Below are 22,965 nucleotides of genomic sequence, written 5' to 3'. Positions count from 1 at the left end.
CAGTTTCGCCTCGTTCATCGAACCACGATCAGGGCAGCTGGCCCGCCTCGTGGCTCGTCATCGGCATCATGTTGTGGTTGAGGTGGTACATCACCCACAGCGAACCGGAAAGCGTGATCACGAGGATGACGATCGTGAAGATCAGCGCCATCACCGTCCAGCCGTTCTCCGACTTGGTGTTCATGTGCAGGAAGTAGATCATGTGGACCACGATCTGCACCGCCGCGAAGGCCATGATCACGAGCGCCGTCGTCGACTTGTCGGTGATCGCGCCGGTCATCACCAGCCAGAACGGAATGGCGGTGAGGACGACCGAGAGGATGAAGCCGATCACATAGTCGCGCAGCGAACCGTGGCTGCCGTGATCGTCCTCGAGGTGGTGATTGGGGTGGACGTGCTCGCTCATCACAGCATTCCCATGAGATAGACAAAGGTGAAGACGCCGATCCAGATCACGTCGAGGAAGTGCCAGAACAGCGAAAGGCACATCAGGCGACGCTTGTTGGCCGGGATCAGGCCCTTCTTGCCGATCTGGACGACCAGCGTGAACAGCCAGATCAGGCCGAACGTGACGTGCAGGCCGTGCGTGCCCACCAGCGAGAAGAACGCGGTGAGGAAGCCCGAGCGCATCGGGGTCGCACCCTCATGGATGAGGTTCGCGAATTCGTAGAGCTCGATCGAGAGGAACGCGGCGCCGAACACGGCGGTCACGAGCAGCCAGAGCTGCGTCGCGCCCTTCTTGTCCTTCTCCATGGCGAGCATGGCGAAGCCGTAAGTGATCGACGAGAACAGCAGCATCGCCGTGTTCACCGCCACCAGCGGCAGCTCGAAGAGATCCTTCGGACCCGGACCCGCCGCGAAGCTGCCGCCGAGAACGCCGTAAGCGGCGAACAGCATCGCGAAGATGAGGCAGTCGCTCATCAGGTACATCCAGAAGCCCAGCATGGTGCTGCCGCCTTCGGGATGGTCGTGCTCGTCCAGGTCGTAGAACGCGGCCTGGAGCTGGGGCTGGGTCAGCGTCTTGGTCATTTCAGCAGTGGCAGTCATCGATCAGGCTCCCGCTGCTGCAAGCTGGCGCGTACGCTCGGCCTCGGTCGCTTCGACCGTCTCGACCGGGATGTGATAGTCGCGCTTGTAGTTGAAGGTATGGAAGATGGCGTAGCCGAGGATTCCCGCGAAGGAGACGGCTGCCAGCCACCAGATGTACCAGATCATCGCGAAACCGAGGACCGTCGACAGGCCGGCGAGAACCAGGCCGGTACCCGTGCCCTTGGGCATGTGGATCGGACGGAAGCCGGTGGTCGGACGTTCCACGCCGCAGCGCTTCATGTCGTCCCATGCGTCGATGTCGTGGACGATCGGCGTGAAGGCGAAGTTGTACTCCGGCGGCGGCGACGAGGTCGACCATTCCAGGGTACGGCCGTTCCACGGATCGCCGGTTTCGTCGGTCAGTTCCTCGCGCTTCCAGATCGACACCGCGAACTGGAGAAGCATGGCGCCAATGCCGCCCGCGATCATCACGGCGCCGAAGGCGGCCACGATGAAGAAGGGCTGGAGCGACGGATCGTCGAACACGCGCATGCGGCGGGTCACGCCCATCAGGCCCAGGATGTAGAGCGGCATGAAGGCGAACCAGAAGCCCGGAACCCACAGCCAGAAGCTGACCTTGCCCCAGAACTGGTTGAGCTTGAAGCCGAAGGCCTTGGGCCACCAGAAGTTGATCGCCGCGAAGATGCCGAACAGCACGCCGCCGATGATGACGTTGTGGAAGTGGGCGATCAGGAACAGCGAGTTGTGCAGGACGAAGTCGGCAGGCGGCACCGCAAGCAGCACGCCGGTCATGCCGCCGATGGTGAAGGTCAGCATGAAGGCGACCGTCCACATCATCGGCAGTTCGAACCGGATGCGGCCACGATACATCGTGAACAGCCAGTTGAAGAGCTTCGCGCCGGTCGGGATCGAGATCACCATGGTGGTGATGCCGAAGAACGAGTTGACGCTCGCGCCCGAACCCATGGTGAAGAAGTGGTGCAGCCAGACGAGGTACGAGAGGATGGTGATGACCAGCGTCGCGTAGACCATCGACGAGTAGCCGAACAGGCGCTTGCCGCAGAACGTGGCGGTGACTTCGGAGAAGACGCCGAACAGCGGCAGGATGAGGATGTAGACTTCGGGGTGGCCCCAGATCCAGATCAGGTTCACGTACATCATCGGCGAGCCGCCGAAGTCGTTGGTGAAGAAGTTGAAGCCGAGATAGCGGTCAACCGTCAGCATCGTCATCACCGCCGTCAGCACCGGGAAGGCGGCGACGATCAGGATGTTGGTGCAGAGCGAGGTCCAGGTGAAGATCGGCATGCGCATCATGGTCATGCCCGGCGCGCGCATCTTCACGATGGTCGCGATCAGGTTGACGCCCGATAGCAATGTCCCAACACCCGCGATCTGCAAGGCCCAGATGTAGTAGTCGACGCCGACCCACGGGCTGTACGCCAGGTTCGACAGCGGCGGATAGGCCAGCCAGCCGGTCTGCGCGAACTCGCCGATGAACAGCGAGGCCATGACCAGCACCGCGCCCGCGGTCGTCATCCAGAAGCTGAAGTTGTTCAGGAACGGGAAGCTGACGTCGCGTGCGCCGATCTGCAGCGGCACGATGTAGTTCATCAGGCCGGTGACGAAGGGCATCGCCACGAAGAAGATCATGATCACGCCGTGGGCGGTGAAGATCTGGTCGTAGTGGTGGGCGTTGAGGTAGCCCTCGTTGCCGTTGAAGGCGATCGACTGCTGGATGCGCATCATCACTGCGTCGGCGAAGCCGCGCAGGAACATGATGAGGCCCAGCACCATGTACATGATGCCGATCTTCTTGTGGTCAACGCTGGTGAACCACTCCTTCCAGAGATAGCCCCAGAGCTTGAAATAGGTCAGCCCCGCCACCAGCGCCGCGCCGCCGAGGGCGACGACGACGAACGTGGCGAGCACGATCGGTTCCTGTGGCATGGCGTCCCACCACAGGCGGCCCAATAGTGGGCTCCAGTGCGAATGGTCTACAGCTTCCATTGTTCTGTCAGTTCCGGGAAATCTGGGAGGAGTGCGCGTCGCCCATGGCAACGGGCTCGGTCTTCTTGGGCTCCGCGGCCTTCGGCTCGGCAAGAGCCTGCTCGCTCTTGCCGAACAGCGGCAGCGATTGCGGAGCCTTCATGCCGGCGCCGGTCAGCGAACGCAGGCTGTCGGGCGCCTTGACCGTATGGTCGGGCGCGGCGCCGGGCATCTGGCGGCAAAGCGCGCGGACCCAGGCCAACTCGCGCTGGATGGCGGCCGAAGGATTGGCGTTGGCGGAAGCAGCGGCTTCGCGGCCGCGCTTGTCGTAAGTCAGCATCTCGACATTGCGGATGCCGGCCTTGCCGAGACCGCCGCGCGCATCGAGCGCCATCATTTCGCTCATGCACATCTTGCCCGGCTCGACGCACATGTCGACGATGGCGTCATAGAGGTCGGGCGAGACCGAGGCGTAGCGGATGACCGAAACCTTCTCGCTCGGCTTTTCGAGCTGGAGGTAGGCAGTGCGGTCAAGCGTGCCGCCGGCAGTGCCGCCGTTGGCCGATTCGCCGCCGGCCTTCACGCCCTGCGCCCACTTCGCGAAGTCCGCATCGGAAACCGCGTGCGTGGCGAAACGCATGTTGGAGAAGCCCGCGCCCGAATAGTTGGCGGAGAAGCCGACCGTCTCGATCGGCTTGTTGATCACGGCGTGCAGGCGCGTTTCCATGCCCGGCATCGCGTAGATCTGGCCGGCCATGGCGGGCACGTAGAAGGAGTTCATCACGCTCGACGAGGTGATCTTGAACTGCAGCGGACGCCCGGTCGGGACGACCAGCTCGTTGACCGTGGCCACGCCCTGCTCGGGGTAGATGAACAGCCACTTCCAGTCGAGCGCGACGACTTCGACTTCCAGCGGCTTGGCATTGGCGGCGACCGGGGTGGTGGCGTCAATGCGGCCGATGGTGCGGTAGGGATCGAGAAGGTGCGTGGTAACCCAGGTCAGGGCGCCCAGGCAGATGATGATAAGGAGCGGCGCGGTCCAGATCAGCAGTTCGAGCTGGGTCGAGTGATCCCAGTCCGGTTGATAGTCGGCCTCCTTGTTCGACGCGCGATAACGCCACGCGAACAGGACCGTCGCGATCATGACGGGGACGATGATCAGCAGCATCAGCAGCGTGGAGATGACCACAAGGTCCCCCTGCTGACGTGCGACATCGCCGGCCGGATCGAGCACGACGGTGTTACAAGCGGAAAGCGCGCCAGTCAGGGACAAGGCGGCAAGGACTTTGGCGAGCGCGGTCAGCTGCCGCGGCTTCGGTCTGGACTCGGGTGGGCGCATGGGTGGAGCGCCTAGGCCGATGCCGCGAGTGCGAACATAGGACATTTTGTCCAATCCCCTTGAAGCCGGACAATGACGATACGCCCCTCATTATGTAGCCGGGCGTTTCGCGCGCCCGCCTTGATTCGTCCACGCGCGGAAGGCTGTATCAGGACCGGCCGCTCGCGGACCCGAAACGAAGGCCGCAGAATCGAAATGACCAGCACTCCCCAATCCGGCGAAGCCTTGGGCCAGTCCCGCGAAGCCTTGGGCCTGCCGACTTTCAAGGAGCACCATCAGCCCTCGCCCGGCGAGATCGCGATCGGTGTCATCATCGGGCGAACCTCGGAGTTCTTCGACTTCTTCGTCTATGCCATCGCCTCGGTGCTGGTCTTCCCGAAGCTGTTCTTCCCCTTCGTCGATGCGCTGACCGGCACGATCTACTCCTTCGCGATCTTCGCGCTGGCGTTCGTCGCCCGCCCCTTCGGCAGCCTCGTGTTCATGGCGATCGACCGCGCCTACGGCCGCGGCACCAAGCTGACGATCGCGTTGTTCATGCTCGGCGGGTCGACCGCGGCGATCGCGTTCCTGCCTTCCTACCAGACGGCAGGCAGCACCGCGATCACCCTGCTCTGCCTGTTCCGGCTCGGCCAGGGCTTCGCCCTCGGCGGCACCTGGGACGGCCTTGCCTCGCTGCTCGCGCTCAACGCACCTGAAGGCAAGCGCGGCTGGTATGCGATGATCCCGCAGCTCGGCGCGCCGTTCGGCCTGATCGTGGCCAGCGCCCTGTTCGCCTTCATGATCGCCACCCTCCCCGCCGAGGACTTCCTCGACTGGGGCTGGCGCTATCCCTTCTTCGTGGCCTTCGCGATCAACGTCGTGGCGCTCTTCGCGCGCCTTCGCATCGTCGTCACGGACGAGTTCGAAAACCTCTTCGTCAGCCGCGACCTGCAGCCCGCCGCCGTGTCCAGCACGATCAGCCGCGAATGGCGCACGATCGTGATCGGTGCCTTCGCACCGCTCGCCAGCTTCGCGATGTTCCACATGGTGACCGTGTTCCCGCTCTCGTGGGTGTTCCTGTTCACCGCCGATTCGCCGATCGGCTTCCTGCTGATCGAGGCGCTGGCCGCTGCCTTCGGCGTCGTCGCCGTGATCGCCTCGGGCCGCATCGCCGACCGCTTCGGCCGTCGTAACCTGCTCGGCACCTGCGCCGTGGGCATCGCGATCTTCTCGGGCTTCGCGCCGCAGCTGCTCGATGCCGGCCCGGCCGGCGAGATCGCCTTCATGATCATCGGCTTCGTGCTGCTCGGCCTCGCGTTCGGCCAATCCTCGGGCGTCGTCGCCTCGGGCTTCTCGAGCGAGCACCGCTATACCGGCTCGGCGCTCACGAGCGATCTTGCCTGGCTGTTCGGTGCCGGCTTCGCCCCGCTGGCGGCGCTGCTGCTGTCCAGCAACTGGGGCCTAATCGCTTCGGGCGGCTACCTGCTCTCGGGCGCGATCGCCACGCTGGCGGCGCTCTGGCTCAACAAGGAGCTGGCCAGCCGCAACTAACGGCAAGCCATCGCTTCGGAATTCGGGAAAGGGGGTGCTTCGGCGCCCCCTTTTTCTTTGCGCCACGGATCAATCGTCCGTGCGATCCATTTTCGCAAAACTCGAAATAGAAGGCATATTTCAACAACTTACCCGATGTTTGAGCGAGTGTTCAAATAACGCCATGCCGTAGTTTGGCAGAAATGAAGCCATTTCATTTGACAGAATCGGGGGTCAGAACGCACCCAAACTCCCAATCGAAAAGCAAAATATCCGGAGGGAGAGTAAATGCGTTCTTTCAAGCAGCTTCTGCTGTGCTCGGCAGGCTTGGCCAGTCTTGGCAGTCCCGCGTTCGCGCAGGAGCAGCCGGATGATTCCACGCACGTCAACGAAGCGAACGTCATCATCGTCCAGGCCCGCCGCCGCGACGAAGACGTGCAGGACGTTCCCGCCGTCATCGACACCGTCACCGCGGACGACATCTCCAAGCTGAACCTGCGCGACTTCCGCGAGGTTTCCACGCTCACCCCCGGTCTCCAGCTCGATACCAACGCCAACGGCATCGGCGGCAACGCCAAGATGCGCGGCGTCAACTTCGACGTGAACGCCAGCGGCAACAACCCGACCGTCGAATTCTACATGAACGACGCGCCGATCACCGCCGGCGTCGTGCTCCAGCAAATGTACGACATCGGCCAGATCGAAGTGCAGCGCGGGCCCCAGGGCACCCTGCGCGGCCGTGCATCGCCGTCCGGGTCGATCACCGTCACCACCAAGAAGCCGGACCTCTATTCGTGGGGCGGCGTGGTGGACATGACCGCCAACGACATCGGCACCATGAACTTCAAGGGCGCGCTCAACATCCCGGTGATCGAAGGCATAGCCGCGATCCGCGCCGCCGGCGTCTGGGACGAGAACGAGGTGGACCGCGTCCACTCGATCTACAGCAACCGCGATCCCTTCGCCCGCACCAAGAGCGGCCGTATCTCCGCCCTCGTTACGCCGACCGACTGGCTGCGCTTCGAAGGCATGTACCAGCGCCTTGATCGCAACCAGCGCAGCTACGACCAGATCGCCTCGTTCTCCGAGGTCAATCCCGATGCGATCGAGAGCCCGGTCTACATCTCCTCGAAGGACCGCCTCTCGAACTACGAGAGCCCGCGCCTCGTCAGCCAGGTGTTCGACGTCTACAACTGGCGCGCAGAAGCCAGCGGCTTCGGCCAGCGCCTGATCTACCAGGGCCAGTACTACACCCAGAAGATCCACTCGACCGAGAACTTCGACCGCGGCAACCTCTTCGAAGGTGACGTGAATCAGTTCACCGACACCCGCTCCACCTCGAAGTCGCACGAAATCCGCCTGCAGAACGAAGAACGCCTGTTCGACATGGTCGATTACGTGGTGGGCTTCTTCGACAGCCGCAACAAGCCGCACACCGATCTCACCAACCCGACCATCGTGGCCCTGCCGGAAGTGTTCGGCGGCGGTATCGCACAGTTGGTCCAGACCCCGATCACCAGCCAGGGCAAGACGCACGAACAGTCGTTCTTCGGCAACCTGACCGTGCACATCGGCGATGCCACCGAAGTCTCGGGCGGCCTGCGCCGGATCGACTACAAGGACGAAAGCCAGCTCATCGTCAACGGCATGACGATCTCGAACAACGTGCAGTCGGCCAAGAAGTGGATCTACAACGGCTCGCTCAAGCACAACTTCACGCCGGACCTGATGGTCTACGTGGGGACCGGCAGTTCGTGGCGCCCCGGCATCAATGTCGTCGGCGACTTCAACATCGCGCAGTCCGACCTCGAAAAGTCGTTCCTCCACCTGCCGGCGGAAACCTCGAAGTCGTATGAAATCGGCATGAAGTCCACGCTGCTCGACGGCCGCATGCGCTTCAACCTCACGGCCTATCACCAGAAGTTCAAGAACTACCCCTACCGCGTGCCGGGATCGGGCGTGTTCTTCATCAATACCGTTGCCCTGCGCGATTCGGCCGGAAATGTCACCGGCACCGCCCAGCAGGTCAGCAACTTCAACTTCGCCGGCGCCGTGCCGGTGGAAGTCAACGGCATCGAAGGCGATGTCTCGTTCGACGTCATGCAGGGCTGGACCCTCGGCGCGTCGGCCAGCTATTCGATGGGCAAGATCAAGGGCGGCACCGTCCCCTGCAACGATCTCAACGGCGACGGCGTGCCGGACGCAACGACCAGCGCGCCCTCGCTCGACGACCTGATCGGCGCCGTCGGTTCGAACAACATCGCCGCCTGCCAGGTCTCGCAGCGTTCCTCGTTCATGGCGCCCTTCTCGGCCACCGCGCAGAGCGAATACGCGTTCCCCGCCTTCAGCGGGACCGACGCCTACCTGCGCGGCATCGCGACCTATACCGGCAAGTCGAAGGGCGATCCGGGCAATGCCTGGGACAACGTCGGGGCCTATGCCCTGGTCAACCTCTTCGCTGGCCTGCGCGCGGATGACGGCGCCTGGGAAGTGGGCCTCTATGCCAAGAACGTCTTCGACACGACGAAGACCCTGACCCGTACCAACCCGCTGTTCACCTCGTACCAGCAGCTTGGCTTCGCCGGACAGTTCGATCCCACCACCGGCCGCCCGATCTTCACCGGACCGACCGCCGCCACGGGCACGAGCACGTACACCGGTGTGACCACCACCGCCCCGCGCGAGTTCGGCATCAACGTGCGCTACGCTTTCGGCTCGCGCTGATCGCACAGGCCGGATGAAAAAAGGGGGCGGCAAGGTCACACCTTGCCGCCCCCTTTTCCGTTTGCCTTGCCGGCGCGTCAGGTCTGCTGCCAGCTTCCACCAAGCGCCCGGAACAGATCGACCTGCGCGAAAGCCACCGCACGGGTCGCCGCTGCATAGTCCGCTTCGGACTGTGCAAGGGTACGCTGGGCATCGAGCACGTCGAGCGAATCGATCTGCCCCCTGCTCTCGCGCGCCAGGCTGACGTTGGCCGCGCGCTCCGCCGCATCGCGGGCGGAAGCGAGGCGCTCCTTGCGCAACAAGGCATTGCGATAGGCCGAAAGCGCGGTCTCGGTTTCTTCCAGCGCCCGCAGCACGGTGCCGTCGAACGTGGCGAGATCGGCCTTGGCATCGGCCTTCGCCCCGCCGATCCGTGCCCGGATCGCTTCCTGGTTGGGGAACGCCCAGGAAATCATCGGCCCGAGCAGCCAGCGCAGCGGGCCGCCGCCGAACACGTCGGTCGCGCCGACCGCAGTGGTGCCGATCGAACCGCCCAGCGTGATCTTCGGATAGAGATCCGCCGTCGCCACGCCGACGCGCGCGGTATCGGCGGCAAGACGGCGTTCGGCCGCCTTCACGTCGGGACGGCGCGCCAGCAGGGTCGCCCCGTCGCCAACCGGAATCGCACGGCTGACGTCAGGAGTCGTCGTGCGGGTCCGCGCCGCTTCCGGCAGGTCCTGCGGCGTCCGCCCGGTCAGCGTCGCGAGACGGAACAGCGCCGCGTCGCGGGCTGCCTGAAGGCTCGGGATCATGGCCGCCTGCTGCTCGCGCAGCTGGGTAACGCGGATCACGTCGAGCTTCTGGTTGAGCCCCCGCTCGAAACGGGCATTGGTGATCCGCGCAGAACGGTCGAGCAGGTCGACGGTTCGCTGGGCGACGCCGAGCTGGTCGGCGGCGCTGGTGGCATCGACATAGGCCCGCACGGTGTCGGCCACGACCGTCACCCGCACCGCGTCGGCATCCTCCTGCGCAGCGGCGAGATCGGCGCGAGAAGCCTCGATCCCGCGTGAAACCCGGCCGAACAGGTCCAGTTCGTAGCCCACCGAGAACTCGCCGTCGACGCGGCGACCTTCACGGTCGTAGCCCGGCAGGACCTGGCTTTCCGAAACCCGGCCATAAGTGCCGCTGGCATCGATGTTCGTCTGCGGCAGGCGGTCGGAACGCGATCCGCGCAGGCTGGCCCGCGCCTTCTCGATCCGGGCCACGGCCACGCGCACGTCGGTGTTGGCGGCGAGCGCATCGGCAACCAGACCGTCAAGCACCGGGTCGTTGTAGAGCCGCCACCAATTGTCATTGGGCGCGGCGGCGGTGACTTCGGCAGTCTGGACGCCCACGAAGGGCGCCGCTGCCGCGACCGGCGGCGTCGGCGCGACATAGTCGGGTCCGACGGCGCAGGCCGAGAGGGCGGTCGCGGTGAGAAGTCCCGCAACCAGGTTCTTGATATTCATGGACATCATCCGTCCTTTCATTCCGCCGGAACCACCGCGTGGCTCTGGTGATGCGGCGCTGCCGGGTTCCGGCGAAGCGCTGCTGCGAGCTTGCGGCAGACGACGTAGAAGGTGGGCGTGAACAGCAGGCCGAAGCCGGTAACGCCGGTCATCCCGAAGAACACCGCCGTGCCCAGCGCCTGCCGAAGCTCGGCGCCTGCCCCATCGGCGATCACCAGCGGCACCGTGCCGAGGATGAAGGCCAGCGAGGTCATCAGGATCGGGCGCAGGCGGGTGCGGGCCGCATAGACGGCTGCCTCCACCGGCGAATAGCCCCGCTCCTCTTCCGCCTGCTTGGCGAATTCGACCACGAGGATCGCGTTCTTGGCGGCAAGGGCAATCAACACGACCAGACCGATCTGGGTGAGGATATTGTTGTCCATCCCCCTGAGGTTCACGCCGGTCATCGCGGCGAAGAGGCACATCGGCACGATCAGGATGATCGCCAGCGGCAGGGTCAGGCTTTCGTATTGGGCGGCGAGAACCAGGAAGACGAACAGCACCGCCATGCCGAAGACGATTCCGGCGGTATTGCCCGCAGTGGCCTGCTGATAGGCGATGCCGGTCCACTCGGTGTCATAGCCGGTGGGCAGGGTTTCGCCCGCGATCTGCTCCATCGTCGCCAGCGACTGGCCCGAGGAATAGCCCTTGCCGTAGCTGCCGTCGATTTCCACCGCCGGGTGCAGGTTGTAGCGCACCACGCGGTAGGGGCCGGTCTGGTCCTTGAACGTCGCGACCGAGCCGACCGGAACCATCGCGCCCGATTCCGAGCGGGTCTGGAGGTTGGCGATATCCGCGGTGGAACCGCGATAGGCCGCGTCAGCCTGCGCGGTGACGCGATAGGTGCGTCCCAGCAGGTTGAAGTCGTTGATATAGGCCGAACCGAGGTAGACCTGCATCGCCTCGAAGATCTTGGCCGGAGAAACGCCCAGCATGTCCGCCTTGCGGCGGTCGACGTCGGCATAGACGCGCGGGGTGTTCATGGTGAACAGGGTATAGACCTGGCTCAGTTCGGGGGCCTGGTTGGCCTTGGCGATCAGCGCGCCGGCAGCCTTCTGAAGCTCGGCCAGACCGCGCCCTTCCTTGTCCTCCACGACCATGCGGTAGCCACCCGGGGGGACGATGCCGTTGATGGTCGGCGGCGGGATCAGCAGGACCTGCGCCTTGTCGTAACCCTGCATCGCGGCCTGGGCCTGGGCCATGATCCCTTCATAGGTCACGCCCAGCTGTTTGCGCTCCGCGAAGCTCTTGAACGGGAAGTAGATGGCGGCGGCGTCAGGCGCGGCCGTCTGCGAGGGACCGTGGAAGCCGGCGAACATCACCGCGCCGCGCAGGCCCTTGATCGGCAGGATGCGCTTGGCGACTTCCTGCGTCACTTCGTCCGTACGCGTGAGCGAGGAGCCCGGCGGCAGGAAGATCGCGGCAAGGAAATAGCCTTGGTCCTGGTTCGGGATGAAGCCCGCAGGCGTCGCCCAGAACATGCCAACGGTGGCGGCGATGAGCGCGGCATAACCGGCCATCATCTTCACCGGGCGCTTGACCAGCGTGAGAGTGAGGCGGGCATAGCCGTCGCTCATCCGGTCGAAGCCGCGGTTGAACCTGTCGGCGGCGCCTTGCAGCGTCCGCTTCCAGCGCGGGGCGCCCTCCGGCAGGGCATGGCGTTCGCGCAGCAGGATCGCGGCGAGCGCCGGAGACAGCGTGAGCGAGAGCACCAGCGAGATCACCGTGGCGGTGGTGATGGTGACGGCGAACTGCTTGTAGAACTGGCCCGACATGCCGGTGATGAACAGCGTCGGCACGAAGACCGCGCAGAGCACCAGGACGATGGCGATCAGCGCGCCGGTCACTTCGTCCATCGAGCGGCGGGCGGCCTCCAGCGGAGACATGCCCTCCTCGATGTAGCGTTCCACGTTCTCGACCACGACGATCGCGTCGTCGACGACGATGCCGATGGCGAGCACCAGCCCGAACAGCGAGAGGTTGTTGAGGGAATAGCCGACGGCCGCCAGCATGATCGCGGTGCCGACCAGCGAGACCGGGATCGCGATGATCGGAATCACCGCCGCGCGCCAGTTCTGGAGGAACACCAGGATGACGAGGACGACGAGGATCACCGCCTCGAACAGGGTGTGGTACACCGCGTCGATCGACTGGCCGATGAACTCGGTGGGGTTGTAGATGACGGAATATTCGAGGCCCTTGGGGAAGGCCTTGGCAACGTCGTCCATCTCGGCACGCACGGCCTTGGCGGCATCGAGCGCGTTCGAGCCCGGGCGCTGGAGCACGGCGATCACGACCGTGGGCTTGCCCGAGAGGTAAGTGTTGGTGGTGTAGTCCTGCGCGCCCAGTTCGACACGCGCCACGTCGCGCACGCGGACCTGGCGGCCTTCGGCATCGGTGCGCACGACGATGTCGCCGAACTGCTCGGGCGTGGTCAGGCGGCCCTGCATCTCGACGCCGACCTGATAGGCATTGCCCCGGTCATAAGGCGGCGCGCCGATCGCGCCCGAGGAGACCTGCACGTTCTGGGCCTTGAGCGCATCGACGATCTCGCCCGCGGTCAGGTTCATGGCGGCGGCCTTGGTGGGGTCGATCCAGATGCGCATGCCGTAGTCGCGCGAGCCGAACAGCTGCACGTCGCCCACGCCGTCAAGGCGCGAGAGCCGGTCCTTGACCTGCGTGAGGGCATAGTTCGACAGGTAGTCGCGGTTGAACGTGCCGTCGGGAGACTGCAGGTTCACCACCATCAGGAATTCCGGCGAGGTCTTGCGCGTCACCACGCCCATTGCGCGCACGGCGTCGGGAAGACGCGGTTCGGCAATGGCGACGCGGTTCTGTACCAGAACCTGCGCGGCATCGAGGTCGGTGCCGATCTTGAAGGTGACGGTGATCGTCACCTTGCCGTCGCCGGTGGACTGCGATGACATGTAGAGCATGTCGTCGACGCCGTTGATTTCCTGCTCGATCGGAGCGGCCACGGTGTCGGCGACGGTTTCGGCGGAAGCGCCGGGATATTGGGCGGTCACCGTCACCGTCGGCGGGACGATGTCGGGATACTGGCTGACCGGCAGGCCGAAGAACGCAAGCGCACCCACCACGGTGAGGATCACCGCGATGACGCCTGCGAAGATCGGCCGGTCGATGAAGAACCGGGAAAATCGCATGGGAATATGCCCCTGTCACGGGGAGCGGTCACTCAGGTCGAGGACCGCTCCCCCGATGGGTGAATGTCAGTTGGCGAGCGTGGCCTGCGCGGCAATCGGCGCATTGGGGCCGGAGGCGACATTGGCCGCCTTGGGGTCCACCGCGATCTGGCCGCGGCGGGTATTGACCTTGGCGCCGGCAATGGCGGCCTGGTAGTTGGAGATGACCACGCGGTCCGCAGGCGCAAGGCCCGAGCGGATGACACGCAGCCCGTCCACCAGCGGGCCGAGTTCGACCGGCTTGGCCGCGACCACGCCGTCCTTGCCCACCGTCAGCACGACCTTGCGCGCCTGGTCGGACTGGATGGCGTCGTCAGGCACCAGCATGGCCTTGACCGTGCCGCCTTCCGCCAGACGCATGTTGCCGAACATGCCCGGCGTCAGGAACCCGTCGGAATTGTCGAGCACGGCGCGCACGCGGATCGTGCCCGAGCGCGGGTCGAGGCCGTTGTCGGTGAAGTCCAGCTTGCCGTTCCAGCGGTACTGGGTCTCGTCCTGAAGGCGGACCTGCACGTCGGCGGCGCTCTTGTGCTCGGCCTTCTCGCGCTGGGTCTTGAGGAACAGCGCTTCGGAGGCATCGAACGTGAAGTAGATCGGGCTGACCGCGTTGATCGTGGTCAGCAGGGTGGCGCCGGTGCCGTTCTCACCCGAGACGAGGTTGCCCACGTCCACCCGGCGGTCGGAAATGCGGCCCGAGATCGGCGCGCGCACGGTGGCGAATTCGACATCGAGCGAACGCTGGCGCACGCGGGCCTCGGCCCCCGCCAGCGCGGCGGTGGCGGCGCGGACCTTGGCGCGAAGCTGGTCGACCTCGCTGGCGGCCATGGCCTCGTCACCCTTGAGCCCGGCAACGCGGGCATAGTCCGACCTGGCGAGGACCAGAGCGCTCTGGGCGGAGGCGACTTCGGCCTGCGCCTCGGCCAGGGCGGCGCGGTAGGGGCGCGGGTCGACGGTGAACAGCGGCTGCCCCTCGCGGACGAAATCGCCGTCCTTGAAGAAGAGCTGCGTGATCGCGCCCGAGACGCGCGGACGCACTTCCACCGATTTGCTGGGTGCGAAGCGGCCGACATAATCGTCCCATTCGGTCACGTCGCGGATCAGCGGGGTTGCGGCCTGAACGACGGCAGGCGCCATCGGCGCCGCGTCGGCCTGCGTATGGCTGAAGGTCTTCCAGCCGATGCCGGCCACCGCGATCAGCGCGATGGCGGCAATGGCGACGTGTCGTCCGCGGCGAGGACGGCTGGCCTGGCTGCCATCGGGCAGTTCGGCCTCCGTCGCCGTCGCGGCGAGCGTTTCTGGAGATACGGGGAAATTCACGCGGCAAGCCTCCGGAACGGGGCGCGGGAGCGCCCGATAAAGTCGATGACGGCGCCGATCTTGGCCTCGCTGTGGCCGGCCACGCGGGCTTCCTTCATCACGGAAGCGGGCAGCGTGTAGCCATGGTGCCAGGCCTGCACGGCCAGGCGGCGCAGCGCCTCCAGTTGCTCGTTGGCGAGCATCGGGGACGGCGGCTGCGGGCCGAAGATCAGGCGGGCGAACCAGCCGCGCTTGCGCTGCGGCCGGAGCGTGGCGAGGCCATCCTCGCGCGCCAGCTCCACGATCCTGCGCTCGAAGCGCGAAAGGGGTTCGGAAACGGCGCCGAAAGGAGTCTCGGCAGGAATGGGGCGCCCGGAAAAGGCGGAAGTTGCGGGCAGCGCCTGGAGCGCCGCATCGGTAAAGTCGATGAAGGCCATGTTTCGTGCTCCCTGAAAGTGCCCGGCGCGCGCCCTCGGGACAGGAGGGGGAAAGGGCGCGCGCCGGGGCGTTCCGGCGCAAGGGGCGTCGGAAAGTCTTCGGGCACAGGCGGACACCACACGAACATCCGATTTCCATCGAAGTCCTGCATGCCGACTGCACGGGTTCGTTTTTGTATGGAGCCACCTGCGGGGGGACAGGCAGCACCGAGGGCCGACCGGCATTCACCGGCCGCGGAAACTTGGCCCCCGAACTCCCATCAAGCGGCGAGTCGGGTTACCTCGTTCTGTACCAAGCGGTATATATTGCGGTGCGGTATCTCGTCAAGCGACTTTCTGTACCGCTTGGTAAGATTTGTTCGAAAGCGCCCTTTTCAAGGGCCTGAACGCCAGTTGAATGAACTTTTTTCAGGCGGCACGAAGGTTTTGCGAGCCACCGTGCGCCGTAAAGGTCCATTTTGCCGATCCGAAGGGAGAACCGAGTCGGAGCCCGGCTTTCCGGGAAGGTGGCCGGGACACGTGCCCCGAGGCGTTTACCGCCCGGGCCACATCGTCAGGTAGGTATCGACCACGCCCTTCAGCTCCTGCGCACAGGAGCCGCCCTGGGCCTTCACCGACATGCCCTGAAGCACCGTCGTCAGGCATTGCGCCAGGCAGCGGGGGTCGACGGTTTCGGGAAGGTCGCCCTCCTCCTTGCCGCGCGCGAACCGTTCGATCAGGGCGTCTTCGGTGGCGATGCGGCGTTCCGTCACGAAGTCGCGGATGGAGGGATCCTCCATCGTGCAGGTGACGGTGGACATCACGCCCAGGCACCCGTGTGGATCGCTGCCGCCGCAATGCGTGGTGATCGCGCCGTTCAGCAGCCTTTCGGCAACACCGCGCGCGGTGGTCGCTTCCAGTGCCTTGCCGACATAGGCCAGCTTGTCGCGCTCGTAGAGATCAAGCGCCTTCTTGAAAAGCGCTTCCTTGTTGCCGAAACAGGCATAGAGGCTGGGCTTGGTGATGCCCATGGCCTCGGTCAGTTCCGCCATTGACGCGCCTTCGTAGCCGCGCTGCCAGAACACCCGAAGCGCAGCCGTCAGGGCTTCTTCAGGGTCGAACTCGCGCGGGCGACCCCGAGTCGATGTGGGAGCTGAACATTTCATACCGGTCGGTATATAGGTAGCAGGCTGCTGTCCGTAAAGTGTCACGCTCGCTCACAGACCGAGCGTGACATGCAACGGCAAGGCGCCCTGTTCTCTAACCGACGCCCTGTTTACCGACGCCTTCTTAACCGACGAACGCGCGTTCGATGACGAAGTCGCCCGGCTTGGCGTTCGAACCCTCGGTGAAGCCCCAGGATTCGAGGTCGGCCGAGAAGTCCTTGATCATGTCCATCGAGCCGCAGAGCATCACGCGGTCGGTCTCGGGATTGAAGCGCGCATCGCCCTTCAGGCCTTCGAACAGGCGGCCGCTTTCCACCAGCGCGCCGATGCGGCCGGTGGTGTGGAACGGTTCGCGAGTGACGGTGGGCACGTAGGAAAGCTGCACCAGTGCCTGCTCGGCAACCAGCGGATCCTCGGCCAGCTGGCTTTCCAGTTCCTCGCGGTAGGCAAGGTCGCTGACGCGGCGGACGCAGTGGACCACCACGATCTCGTCATAGAGATCATAGACGTCCGGGTCGCGGATCAGCGACATGAACGGCGCAAGGCCCGTGCCGGTCGAAAGCATGAACAGGCGCTTGCCCGGCAGCAACGCGTCGGTGACGAGCGTGCCGGTGGGCTTGCGGCCAAGATAGATCTGGTCGCCCGGCTGGACGAGCTGGAGGCGCGAGGTCAGCGGGCCGTCCGGCACCTTGATCGAGAGGAATTCGATTTCCTCGGCCCAGGAAGGGCTGGCGATCGAATAGGCGCGCAGCAGCGGGCGCTTCTCACCCTGGAGGCCCAGCATGACGAACTCACCCGAGCGGAAACGGAACGATGCCGGACGCGACATCGTGAAGCTGAACAGGTGCTCGTTCCAATGCCGGACAGTAAGAACTTCCTCGACCGTCAGGGCGGCAGTGGGTTCAAGAGTGGGCATCACGGCCTGACCGTCGCTCATCAATTCATTCCTCGGGTGGTAGAGTGGCAAAGCCCAGACAGGCGCGAGCCCGCAGAGTCAAGGCAGTTTTCGGTGCGTTTCGCGGAAACGGCAACGGCCCGCGTGCTTGCGTAGACCGCAAGGCCGGCTTCCCTCCGCGCAATCTGCACGCGGTGTCCGCGCATAGCAGACGCATTCGCAGGCGCAAGCGCCCGGTGCCGGGAGGTGCCGAAATGGTTCATGGGCCGGAGGTTCCGCCTAGTAGCCGTCCCGCGCCGCCATGCAACGCAATTGCATTTTCACGGCCGAAAGCCAGACTTGGCGCCCGCGCGGCCATCAGCCGTCGAGCCGGTAGGTCATCGGCACGAGGAACCCGCGCTGCGAGGAGGAAAGGCCGCGCGGCGGGCGCGGATAAGGCACCGCCTCGCGAATCTGCTCCAGCGCCAGCGCGTCCAGCGCGGCATGGCCGCTGCTCCGGGCGAGTTCGGCGCGCTCCAGCCGTCCATGCTCGTCTATCAGGAGGCGAACCAGCGCGGTCCCTTCGCGGCCTTCGCGCGCGATCCGGCCGGGATAGCCCTTGTGGCGGCCGATCCACGTGAACACGCGGCGGGCATACGTATCCTCGCCCCGGCTGCCGCCGGATGCCGTCGCGGCGGCCTGCGCACGGCCTGCCCCCTCGCCGGACGCCGCGCCGCTAGCGGCGCCCTCGCCCGAAGAGGCGGAAACCGGGGCGGCGGGCGGCATCGCCGGCGAAGCTGCCAAGGCCAACTGCGACAACCGGATCGCAGGCGCCGCCACCGGCTGGACGGTCACCACCTGCGGACGGGCAGGCGCGACTGCCGCCAGTTCGGCTTTCGGAGGAGGCGCCAGCGCCGGACGTGGCGGCTCGCTTTGCGCCTCCTCCTTGCGCGCGGTTTCCTTGCGGTCCTCGTCCCGATGCGACAGGTCCACCGCGCGGAACGATACGAGCCCCGCGCCGCGGCCGGGGGCACCCACGGGCTGGCTCGCCCCGAAAGCACTCCAGGCGAGCGCGAAGACCACCGCGTGGACGGCGCCGGTCATCGCCAGGGAAAGAGGTCGTGAGGAAATCATTGCGCGCCGCCTAACAGTACTGCTATCGACTCGCAATAGCATACTAAGGAGCCCCGATGATTTCGCGCCGGTTCGAACGGGTCGCCCTCTCCGTCAATGCGGCCTTCGCGCTGTTCTGCCTGGCCAGTGTGACCAACCTGCTCTGGCTGGCGGGCCATCGCGGCAATGCGCCCGAACATGAACTGGTCGCGGGCCTCGCGCTGCTGACGATGCTCTGGCTCGCCAATGCCGCGCGCCTTGTGTGCCCGCTGCGCCGCCGCGCGCTGCCGCAAGCGCTTCTGAACGGCGCCGCGCTGCTTCTCGGCGTGCTCGGACTGCTGGTCGGCTTCGCGGACCCGGTAGCCTGGCTGGCACCGCTCGTGACCCTGCCGCCGGCCCTCACTTACCTCTGGGCCAGGCACGCTAGAGCGTCCTGAGAAACGCCGCCAGCGCGGCCTGTTCCTCCCGGGTAAGGTCAAGCCTGAACACCAGCGGATCGGGCCGGGGCGCAGGCGCCCTGCCCGGTTGCTGCGCCCGGTCCCGCCCTCCCCCGCCATTGTAGAGCGCCACCACGTGCTCCAGCGTGAGGAACAGGCCGTTGTGCATGTAAGGCGCGCTGCGGCTCACCCCCAGCAACGAGGGCGTGCGAAAGCGGCCGACATCGGCCGGATCCTGCGTGACCTCATAACGGCCGAGATCCTCGCGGGCGCGGCCGTAGAAGCTGATGCCGAGATTGTGAAACCGACCGTCGCTCAGCAGCGGGCCGTTGTGGCAGGCAGCGCAGCCTGCCTTGGTGCGGAACAGGTGCAACCCTTCGAGTTCCTGATCAGTCAGCACCGCGACCCCGCGTTCCATGACCCGGCTCCAGCGCGAGCGCGGCGGCCGCAAGGTCCGCTCGAAAGCGGCGATGGCAGCGGCGGCATCCTGCAAGGTCACGCGGCGATGGCCATTCAGCGCCTCGAAGGCCGACCGGTAGGTCTCATCCCGGTTGATGCGCGGCTCGATCAGGCGTGCGGTGCCCGCCATCTCCTTGCCGTCGAGCACGGGGTGGATCGCCTGATCCTCCAGCGTCGCCGCGCGGCCGTCCCAGAACAGCGGGGTCATCCAGGCGGCGGCGTAAAGCGACTGGGCATTGCGCCGCCCCCGCTGGCGGTCATGGCCGAACGCGGTGCGCAGCCCGTCGGCCATGCCCAGCTCCGGGCTGTGGCACGAGGCACAGGCGATCTGGCCGGATCGTGACAGCGCGGGATCGTCGAACATCCGCCTGCCGATCTCCGCCAGCGCCTTTTCGCGGGGCGAGGCTTCGGGGAGCCGGGGGAGCGGGCCGAACTCGGCGAAGCGGGCCCCCTCCCCCAGGCGCGGACGAGGCCAGGATTCCGGCTTCCCCGCATAGAGTGCCCGCAGCGCCCCCGCTGCCGGCGCTCCCTCCCCCACCGCTCCCTCCCCCACCGCCCCCTCCCCCGCCACCTGCTGCGCACGCCCGGCGACACTCCCCCCGATCACGAGAATCGCGAGCGTCATGACAAGGCGCGGCAGCAGCTGGAAACGGGACATGGAGCGGGTCAGAACCGGTAGTTGAGACCGACCCAGAACGAGCGCCCATACTGATAGGGCTGTGAAGTGGCCGTGCTGTTCGGCGAGGGTATCCGGTCGAACAGGTTCGCCACGCGCAGGTCGGCAGTCAGCACGCCGTAGCTGGAACGGATGAGTTCGGCCTGCGCATTGAGGTTCACGTCGATCGAGCGCGGATACTTCACATAGTCGTAGAGATCGTAGGCCGTACCGTCGATCGTCTCGCTGCGGCCGGTATCCTCGATGCGCTTGAACTTGTCGGTATAGCGCACGTTGACGTTGGTGGTGATCCGATCGCTCAGCCAGAGCACGGTCCAGGTCATGTTGGCCATGAACGGCACCGCCATGTCGTCACGCTGGGTCAGGCTGACGATATCGGCAAGTGTGACGACCTTGCCCTGGAACGCCACGAACGGGTTCTCCACCAGATCGTCGGAATCGACGAGATACGTGTCGTTGCTCGAGGTGGTCTTCGAGAAATTGGTGTTGAACGCGAAGGAGTGCTTGCCGAAAGTGCGGGTCCACTCGAACGAGAGCCCCCGGTATTTGCTATAGCCCTCGTTCGTGACGAAGTAGTTGGTATAGGTGGTGGTATTGCCATTGGCGAGAGTGGTCGTCAGCGTCTCGGCGGAACGGACGAACTCATCATTCCCTTCGCGGTAGATGCCCTTGACCCTCAGGCTTCCCCCCAGCACGCGCGCCGAAAGCGCGGCGGACAGTTCGTCGGAATAGGGCGTCTTCTTGTCGCCATCCGAATAGCTGGCGGAATGGCTGGTGGAATAGAGATACCAGTCGCCGTCAGTGTAAGTCGTGATACCACCGCTGGTCGTGCCGTTACGGCGATAGACGAAGTTATCGGGGTACTGTTCGCGCAGGGCATAAGCGAGCATCGAACGTCCGTAATAGCGGTTCGCACCCAGGGTGAAGCTCCACCCGTCCCACGGCAGGGCATAAGTGGCCGAAAGGCGCGGCGAGAAGTTATGATTGCCCAGGAAGCTCTCGTAATCGTAGCGAAGACCCGCGCGCAGCGAGAAATCGCCAAGATCGGCGCTGTATTCCGCCCAGCCCGCCACGCTGTCGAGGTTCACGCGGGCACGGTAGGCCGCATAGAGCGAATATTGCGTAAGCGCATATTCGCCGGCAACGCAGGTCAGGCTGTTCGCATCGCCGCACGCAATCGTGGCCGCCGCACTCTGCGCCGTTCCACGCGAATAGGCATAGTTGTCGGCGGGACGGCTTCGCATCGCCTCGATGCGCTGATAATCGAAGCCGATCGCCAGACGGCCCGGTCCCACGGGCGCCGACCACCGCCCGGTCAGGGCGTAGTTGTTCTGCCACTGGTCGACATCGCCGAATCCGCCGATGGTGCAGTTGGTACCGGTGCAGACGCCGCCGTTTTCGGTCCACGAAGGAATCGAATAGTTGTTGGCCGATGCATCGCGGCTGGTGTCGCTGTGCGAGAGGCTCGCCGAGATCGACCAGTTCGTGGTGCCCGACTTCGCGAGTTCCAGCCGGCTGGTAATGCCGCCGCCGTGCGAGGTCACCTTGTTGTCTATGCCGCTGGCCGAGGACGACTCGCTTTCATAAGGCGTATAGACGAACTGCCCGGTCAACTTCAGGTCGCCGGCGAGGTCTGCCTCGGCCTTGGCAAGGAAGTTATCGCTGACGCTGGACTGGCCATAGCGGGTGCTCCCGTAGTTCGCGCCCCGCGTGTATACGACATCGGCACGCGAACGGTTATAGCCCAGCAGCAGGCCGACATTGCTGCTTACCGGCAAGTCGACGGTGGCACCGAAGCGCCACTTCTCGAACGACGGCTTTTCGGGAAGATCGCCATCCAGCGACTCGCGCGAACCGTCCGAGAGCTTGTAGTGCGTGAGCGCATCCGAACTGTAGGAGACCGTGCTGGTGAAGCCGAACTCCTTCTTGGGAGACCGCGTCTTGATGTCGAGCGCGCCGCCGGTGAAACGGCCATATTCCGCCGAAACGTTGGAATCGCGCAGGGTGATCTCACCAATCAGGTTGGTATCTACCCAAAGCGACTGCGCGCTGGCGCCGGTCGGTTCGGCGAAGTGCTGGGGGTTGGACTGGGTGATATCGACGCGGGCATTGGCGTCGACCCCGTCGAGCGTGATGAGGTTCTCGTAATAGCGCCCGCCCGAGATCGAGATATCGGAAGGCCGGATATCCTGGATGTCCTCTTCGGTCGCCATGTACTCGTCGCGGCGGAACTGGACGGTCGGCAGGGCTTTCAGAAGCTGGTTGGCGTCGCCCGAACCCGGCGCACGGGCGCGGATTTCCTTTTCGGTGATGCGCGTGGTGCCCGCCTCCGCGCCGGTGCCCATGACATAGCTCTCATCGGCGCGCTCACCATCGGCGACGACTTCCGGCAACTGCTGTTCGGCAGCGCCGCCGACGGACTGGTCCTGCGCATGGGCCTGGATGGAAGGCACGGCCACAGCCGCTGCGAGCAGCGCCCGCGCGAGAGTAAGATGCATTGAGCGACCCCTGTTGTTCGTTGGGGGCGGCCTCTAACCAGACGCCTGCGTTATTGCAAGCGATTCTCAATATCATTTCAGGGCTATGCTTGCTCTTCCTGCATCAGCCCATGCGCTGCGCGCTCAACCGCCCCGTAACTGGGTGCGCAGCGCTTTCAGTTCGCGATTGAGATCGGCGATACGGTCTATCGAAACCCCGGTCGCCTCCACCAGTTCGGCCGGCACGCAGCGCGCCTCCGCCGCAGTGGCGCGGCCCTTGTCGGTCAGGGTGATCCGCACGACGCGCTCGTCCTCGGTCGAACGCCGCCGTTCCACCAGCCCTGCCGCCTCGAGTCGCTTCAGCAGCGGGGTCAGCGTGTTCGATTCGAGAAACAGCTTCTCGCCCAGTTCGCTCACCGTCTGCCCGTCCTTCCGGGCAAGACCGAGAATGGCGAGATATTGCAGGTAGGTCAGGCCCAGCCGGTCCAGCAGCGGCTTGTAGATCCGGTTGAAGGCGAGCCCGGTGGAATAGACCGAAAAGCACAGGAAATCCTCGAAGGGGTCGAGAGCGTCTTCCGGCGGCGATGAGGGTGTCTGGTCCATGGCCTCAATATAAATCGCGCGCGATTGAATCGCAATGCTTGACACTGGCACCCGACTCACGCATTTATATCGCACACGATCTAATCACTAACGATGTAAATGGAGGAACCC

The 22,965-nt window shown here is 65.2% G+C and carries 17 protein-coding genes; 3 read left to right on the top strand and 14 right to left on the bottom strand.

Features of this window, described 5'->3' with window-relative positions; translation table 11 throughout:
- Window positions 1-28 precede the first annotated feature (28 nt).
- The 4 genes from cyoD to cyoA are packed head-to-tail and all read right to left on the bottom strand — an operon-like array spanning window position 29 to window position 4,375.
- On the bottom strand, window positions 29-406 hold the full coding sequence (gene cyoD, locus U9J33_RS05690; protein ID WP_054440178.1) for a cytochrome o ubiquinol oxidase subunit IV: 378 nt from the start codon (window positions 404-406) through the stop codon (window positions 29-31).
- A complete protein-coding gene (gene cyoC / locus U9J33_RS05685; protein ID WP_132469107.1) occupies window positions 406-1,029 on the bottom strand; it encodes a cytochrome o ubiquinol oxidase subunit III in 624 nt (207 codons plus the stop codon). Before cyoC ends, cyoD begins: the two co-directional genes overlap by 1 nt.
- A gap of 21 nt (window positions 1,030-1,050) precedes the next feature.
- Window positions 1,051-3,057, bottom strand: coding sequence for a cytochrome o ubiquinol oxidase subunit I (gene cyoB, locus U9J33_RS05680; RefSeq protein ID WP_054440174.1), 2,007 nt, complete (start codon window positions 3,055-3,057; stop codon window positions 1,051-1,053).
- A 7-nt stretch (window positions 3,058-3,064) separates the two neighbouring features.
- Window positions 3,065-4,375 (bottom strand): ubiquinol oxidase subunit II, encoded by a 1,311-nt coding sequence (cyoA, locus tag U9J33_RS05675; RefSeq protein ID WP_324698460.1) that lies wholly within the window; start codon window positions 4,373-4,375, stop codon window positions 3,065-3,067.
- Window positions 4,376-4,570: 195 nt separating this feature from the next.
- Between cyoA and U9J33_RS05670 the strand changes: the two genes are divergently transcribed.
- Both U9J33_RS05670 and U9J33_RS05665 read left to right on the top strand, forming a co-directional pair.
- Window positions 4,571-5,905, top strand: coding sequence for an MFS transporter (locus U9J33_RS05670; protein WP_054440171.1), 1,335 nt, complete (start codon window positions 4,571-4,573; stop codon window positions 5,903-5,905).
- A gap of 267 nt (window positions 5,906-6,172) precedes the next feature.
- A complete protein-coding gene (locus tag U9J33_RS05665; protein WP_185997877.1) occupies window positions 6,173-8,608 on the top strand; it encodes a TonB-dependent receptor in 2,436 nt (811 codons plus the stop codon).
- Window positions 8,609-8,685: 77 nt separating this feature from the next.
- Here the strand turns inward: U9J33_RS05665 and U9J33_RS05660 are convergent, their stop codons facing one another.
- The 7 genes from U9J33_RS05660 to U9J33_RS05630 all read right to left on the bottom strand — a co-directional run bounded on the left by U9J33_RS05660 (window position 8,686) and on the right by U9J33_RS05630 (window position 18,223).
- Window positions 8,686-10,095 (bottom strand): TolC family protein, encoded by a 1,410-nt coding sequence (locus tag U9J33_RS05660; RefSeq protein WP_324698456.1) that lies wholly within the window; start codon window positions 10,093-10,095, stop codon window positions 8,686-8,688.
- A gap of 17 nt (window positions 10,096-10,112) precedes the next feature.
- A complete protein-coding gene (locus tag U9J33_RS05655; RefSeq protein WP_324698454.1) occupies window positions 10,113-13,298 on the bottom strand; it encodes a multidrug efflux RND transporter permease subunit in 3,186 nt (1,061 codons plus the stop codon).
- Window positions 13,299-13,364: 66 nt separating this feature from the next.
- Entirely contained in the window at window positions 13,365-14,654 is a 1,290-nt protein-coding gene (locus U9J33_RS05650) for an efflux RND transporter periplasmic adaptor subunit (protein WP_324698452.1), read from the bottom strand.
- Window positions 14,651-15,070: a hypothetical protein gene (locus U9J33_RS05645; protein ID WP_054440165.1), complete on the bottom strand. Its 420-nt coding sequence runs from the start codon at window positions 15,068-15,070 to the stop codon at window positions 14,651-14,653. Before U9J33_RS05645 ends, U9J33_RS05650 begins: the two co-directional genes overlap by 4 nt.
- 533 nt (window positions 15,071-15,603) lie before the next feature.
- On the bottom strand, window positions 15,604-16,215 hold the full coding sequence (locus U9J33_RS05640) for a TetR/AcrR family transcriptional regulator (protein ID WP_054440163.1): 612 nt from the start codon (window positions 16,213-16,215) through the stop codon (window positions 15,604-15,606).
- Window positions 16,216-16,339: 124 nt separating this feature from the next.
- A complete protein-coding gene (locus tag U9J33_RS05635; protein WP_132469033.1) occupies window positions 16,340-17,152 on the bottom strand; it encodes a ferredoxin--NADP reductase in 813 nt (270 codons plus the stop codon).
- Between the two features lie 315 nt (window positions 17,153-17,467).
- Window positions 17,468-18,223 (bottom strand): TonB family protein, encoded by a 756-nt coding sequence (locus tag U9J33_RS05630; protein WP_324698448.1) that lies wholly within the window; start codon window positions 18,221-18,223, stop codon window positions 17,468-17,470.
- Window positions 18,224-18,279: 56 nt separating this feature from the next.
- On the opposite strand from U9J33_RS05630, the gene U9J33_RS05625 reads away from it, so the two are divergent.
- A complete protein-coding gene (locus U9J33_RS05625) occupies window positions 18,280-18,639 on the top strand; it encodes a hypothetical protein (protein ID WP_324698446.1) in 360 nt (119 codons plus the stop codon).
- On the opposite strand, the gene U9J33_RS05620 is transcribed toward U9J33_RS05625, so the two are convergent.
- From U9J33_RS05620 to U9J33_RS05610, 3 genes are all read right to left on the bottom strand, one after another.
- The gene (locus tag U9J33_RS05620) at window positions 18,626-19,756 is read right to left on the bottom strand and encodes a cytochrome-c peroxidase (RefSeq protein ID WP_324698444.1); all 1,131 of its coding nucleotides are present in this window, start codon (window positions 19,754-19,756) and stop codon (window positions 18,626-18,628) included. The genes U9J33_RS05625 and U9J33_RS05620 overlap by 14 nt on opposite strands.
- Window positions 19,757-19,764: 8 nt before the next feature.
- Complete coding sequence (locus tag U9J33_RS05615; protein WP_324698442.1) at window positions 19,765-22,272, bottom strand: energy transducer TonB; 2,508 nt, start codon at window positions 22,270-22,272, stop codon at window positions 19,765-19,767.
- A 123-nt stretch (window positions 22,273-22,395) separates the two neighbouring features.
- Window positions 22,396-22,854 carry a MarR family winged helix-turn-helix transcriptional regulator gene (locus U9J33_RS05610; RefSeq protein WP_185997885.1) on the bottom strand — a complete coding sequence of 153 codons (459 nt, stop codon included), beginning with the start codon at window positions 22,852-22,854 and terminating at the stop codon, window positions 22,396-22,398.
- Between the last annotated feature and the right edge of the window lie 111 nt (window positions 22,855-22,965).

The sequence above is a fragment of the Novosphingobium sp. RL4 genome, from assembly GCF_035658495.1.
In the GTDB taxonomy this organism is placed as follows: Bacteria; Pseudomonadota; Alphaproteobacteria; order Sphingomonadales; family Sphingomonadaceae; genus Novosphingobium.
This window is presented reverse-complemented; position numbering and strand designations above follow the sequence as displayed.

Coding starts and splice junctions, on each gene's coding strand:
- U9J33_RS05670 (WP_054440171.1), top strand. CDS start 4,571: ATGACCAGCACTCCCCAATCCGGCGAAGCCTTGGGCCAGTCCCGCGAA.
- U9J33_RS05660 (WP_324698456.1), bottom strand. CDS start 10,095: ATGAATATCAAGAACCTGGTTGCGGGACTTCTCACCGCGACCGCCCTC.
- U9J33_RS05630 (WP_324698448.1), bottom strand. CDS start 18,223: ATGATTTCCTCACGACCTCTTTCCCTGGCGATGACCGGCGCCGTCCAC.
- U9J33_RS05615 (WP_324698442.1), bottom strand. CDS start 22,272: ATGCATCTTACTCTCGCGCGGGCGCTGCTCGCAGCGGCTGTGGCCGTG.
- cyoA (WP_324698460.1), bottom strand. CDS start 4,375: ATGCGCCCACCCGAGTCCAGACCGAAGCCGCGGCAGCTGACCGCGCTC.
- U9J33_RS05610 (WP_185997885.1), bottom strand. CDS start 22,854: ATGGACCAGACACCCTCATCGCCGCCGGAAGACGCTCTCGACCCCTTC.
- U9J33_RS05645 (WP_054440165.1), bottom strand. CDS start 15,070: ATGGCCTTCATCGACTTTACCGATGCGGCGCTCCAGGCGCTGCCCGCA.
- U9J33_RS05640 (WP_054440163.1), bottom strand. CDS start 16,215: ATGAAATGTTCAGCTCCCACATCGACTCGGGGTCGCCCGCGCGAGTTC.
- U9J33_RS05625 (WP_324698446.1), top strand. CDS start 18,280: ATGATTTCGCGCCGGTTCGAACGGGTCGCCCTCTCCGTCAATGCGGCC.
- cyoD (WP_054440178.1), bottom strand. CDS start 406: ATGAGCGAGCACGTCCACCCCAATCACCACCTCGAGGACGATCACGGC.
- U9J33_RS05655 (WP_324698454.1), bottom strand. CDS start 13,298: ATGCGATTTTCCCGGTTCTTCATCGACCGGCCGATCTTCGCAGGCGTC.
- U9J33_RS05635 (WP_132469033.1), bottom strand. CDS start 17,152: ATGAGCGACGGTCAGGCCGTGATGCCCACTCTTGAACCCACTGCCGCC.
- cyoB (WP_054440174.1), bottom strand. CDS start 3,057: ATGGAAGCTGTAGACCATTCGCACTGGAGCCCACTATTGGGCCGCCTG.
- cyoC (WP_132469107.1), bottom strand. CDS start 1,029: ATGACCAAGACGCTGACCCAGCCCCAGCTCCAGGCCGCGTTCTACGAC.
- U9J33_RS05665 (WP_185997877.1), top strand. CDS start 6,173: ATGCGTTCTTTCAAGCAGCTTCTGCTGTGCTCGGCAGGCTTGGCCAGT.
- U9J33_RS05620 (WP_324698444.1), bottom strand. CDS start 19,756: ATGTCCCGTTTCCAGCTGCTGCCGCGCCTTGTCATGACGCTCGCGATT.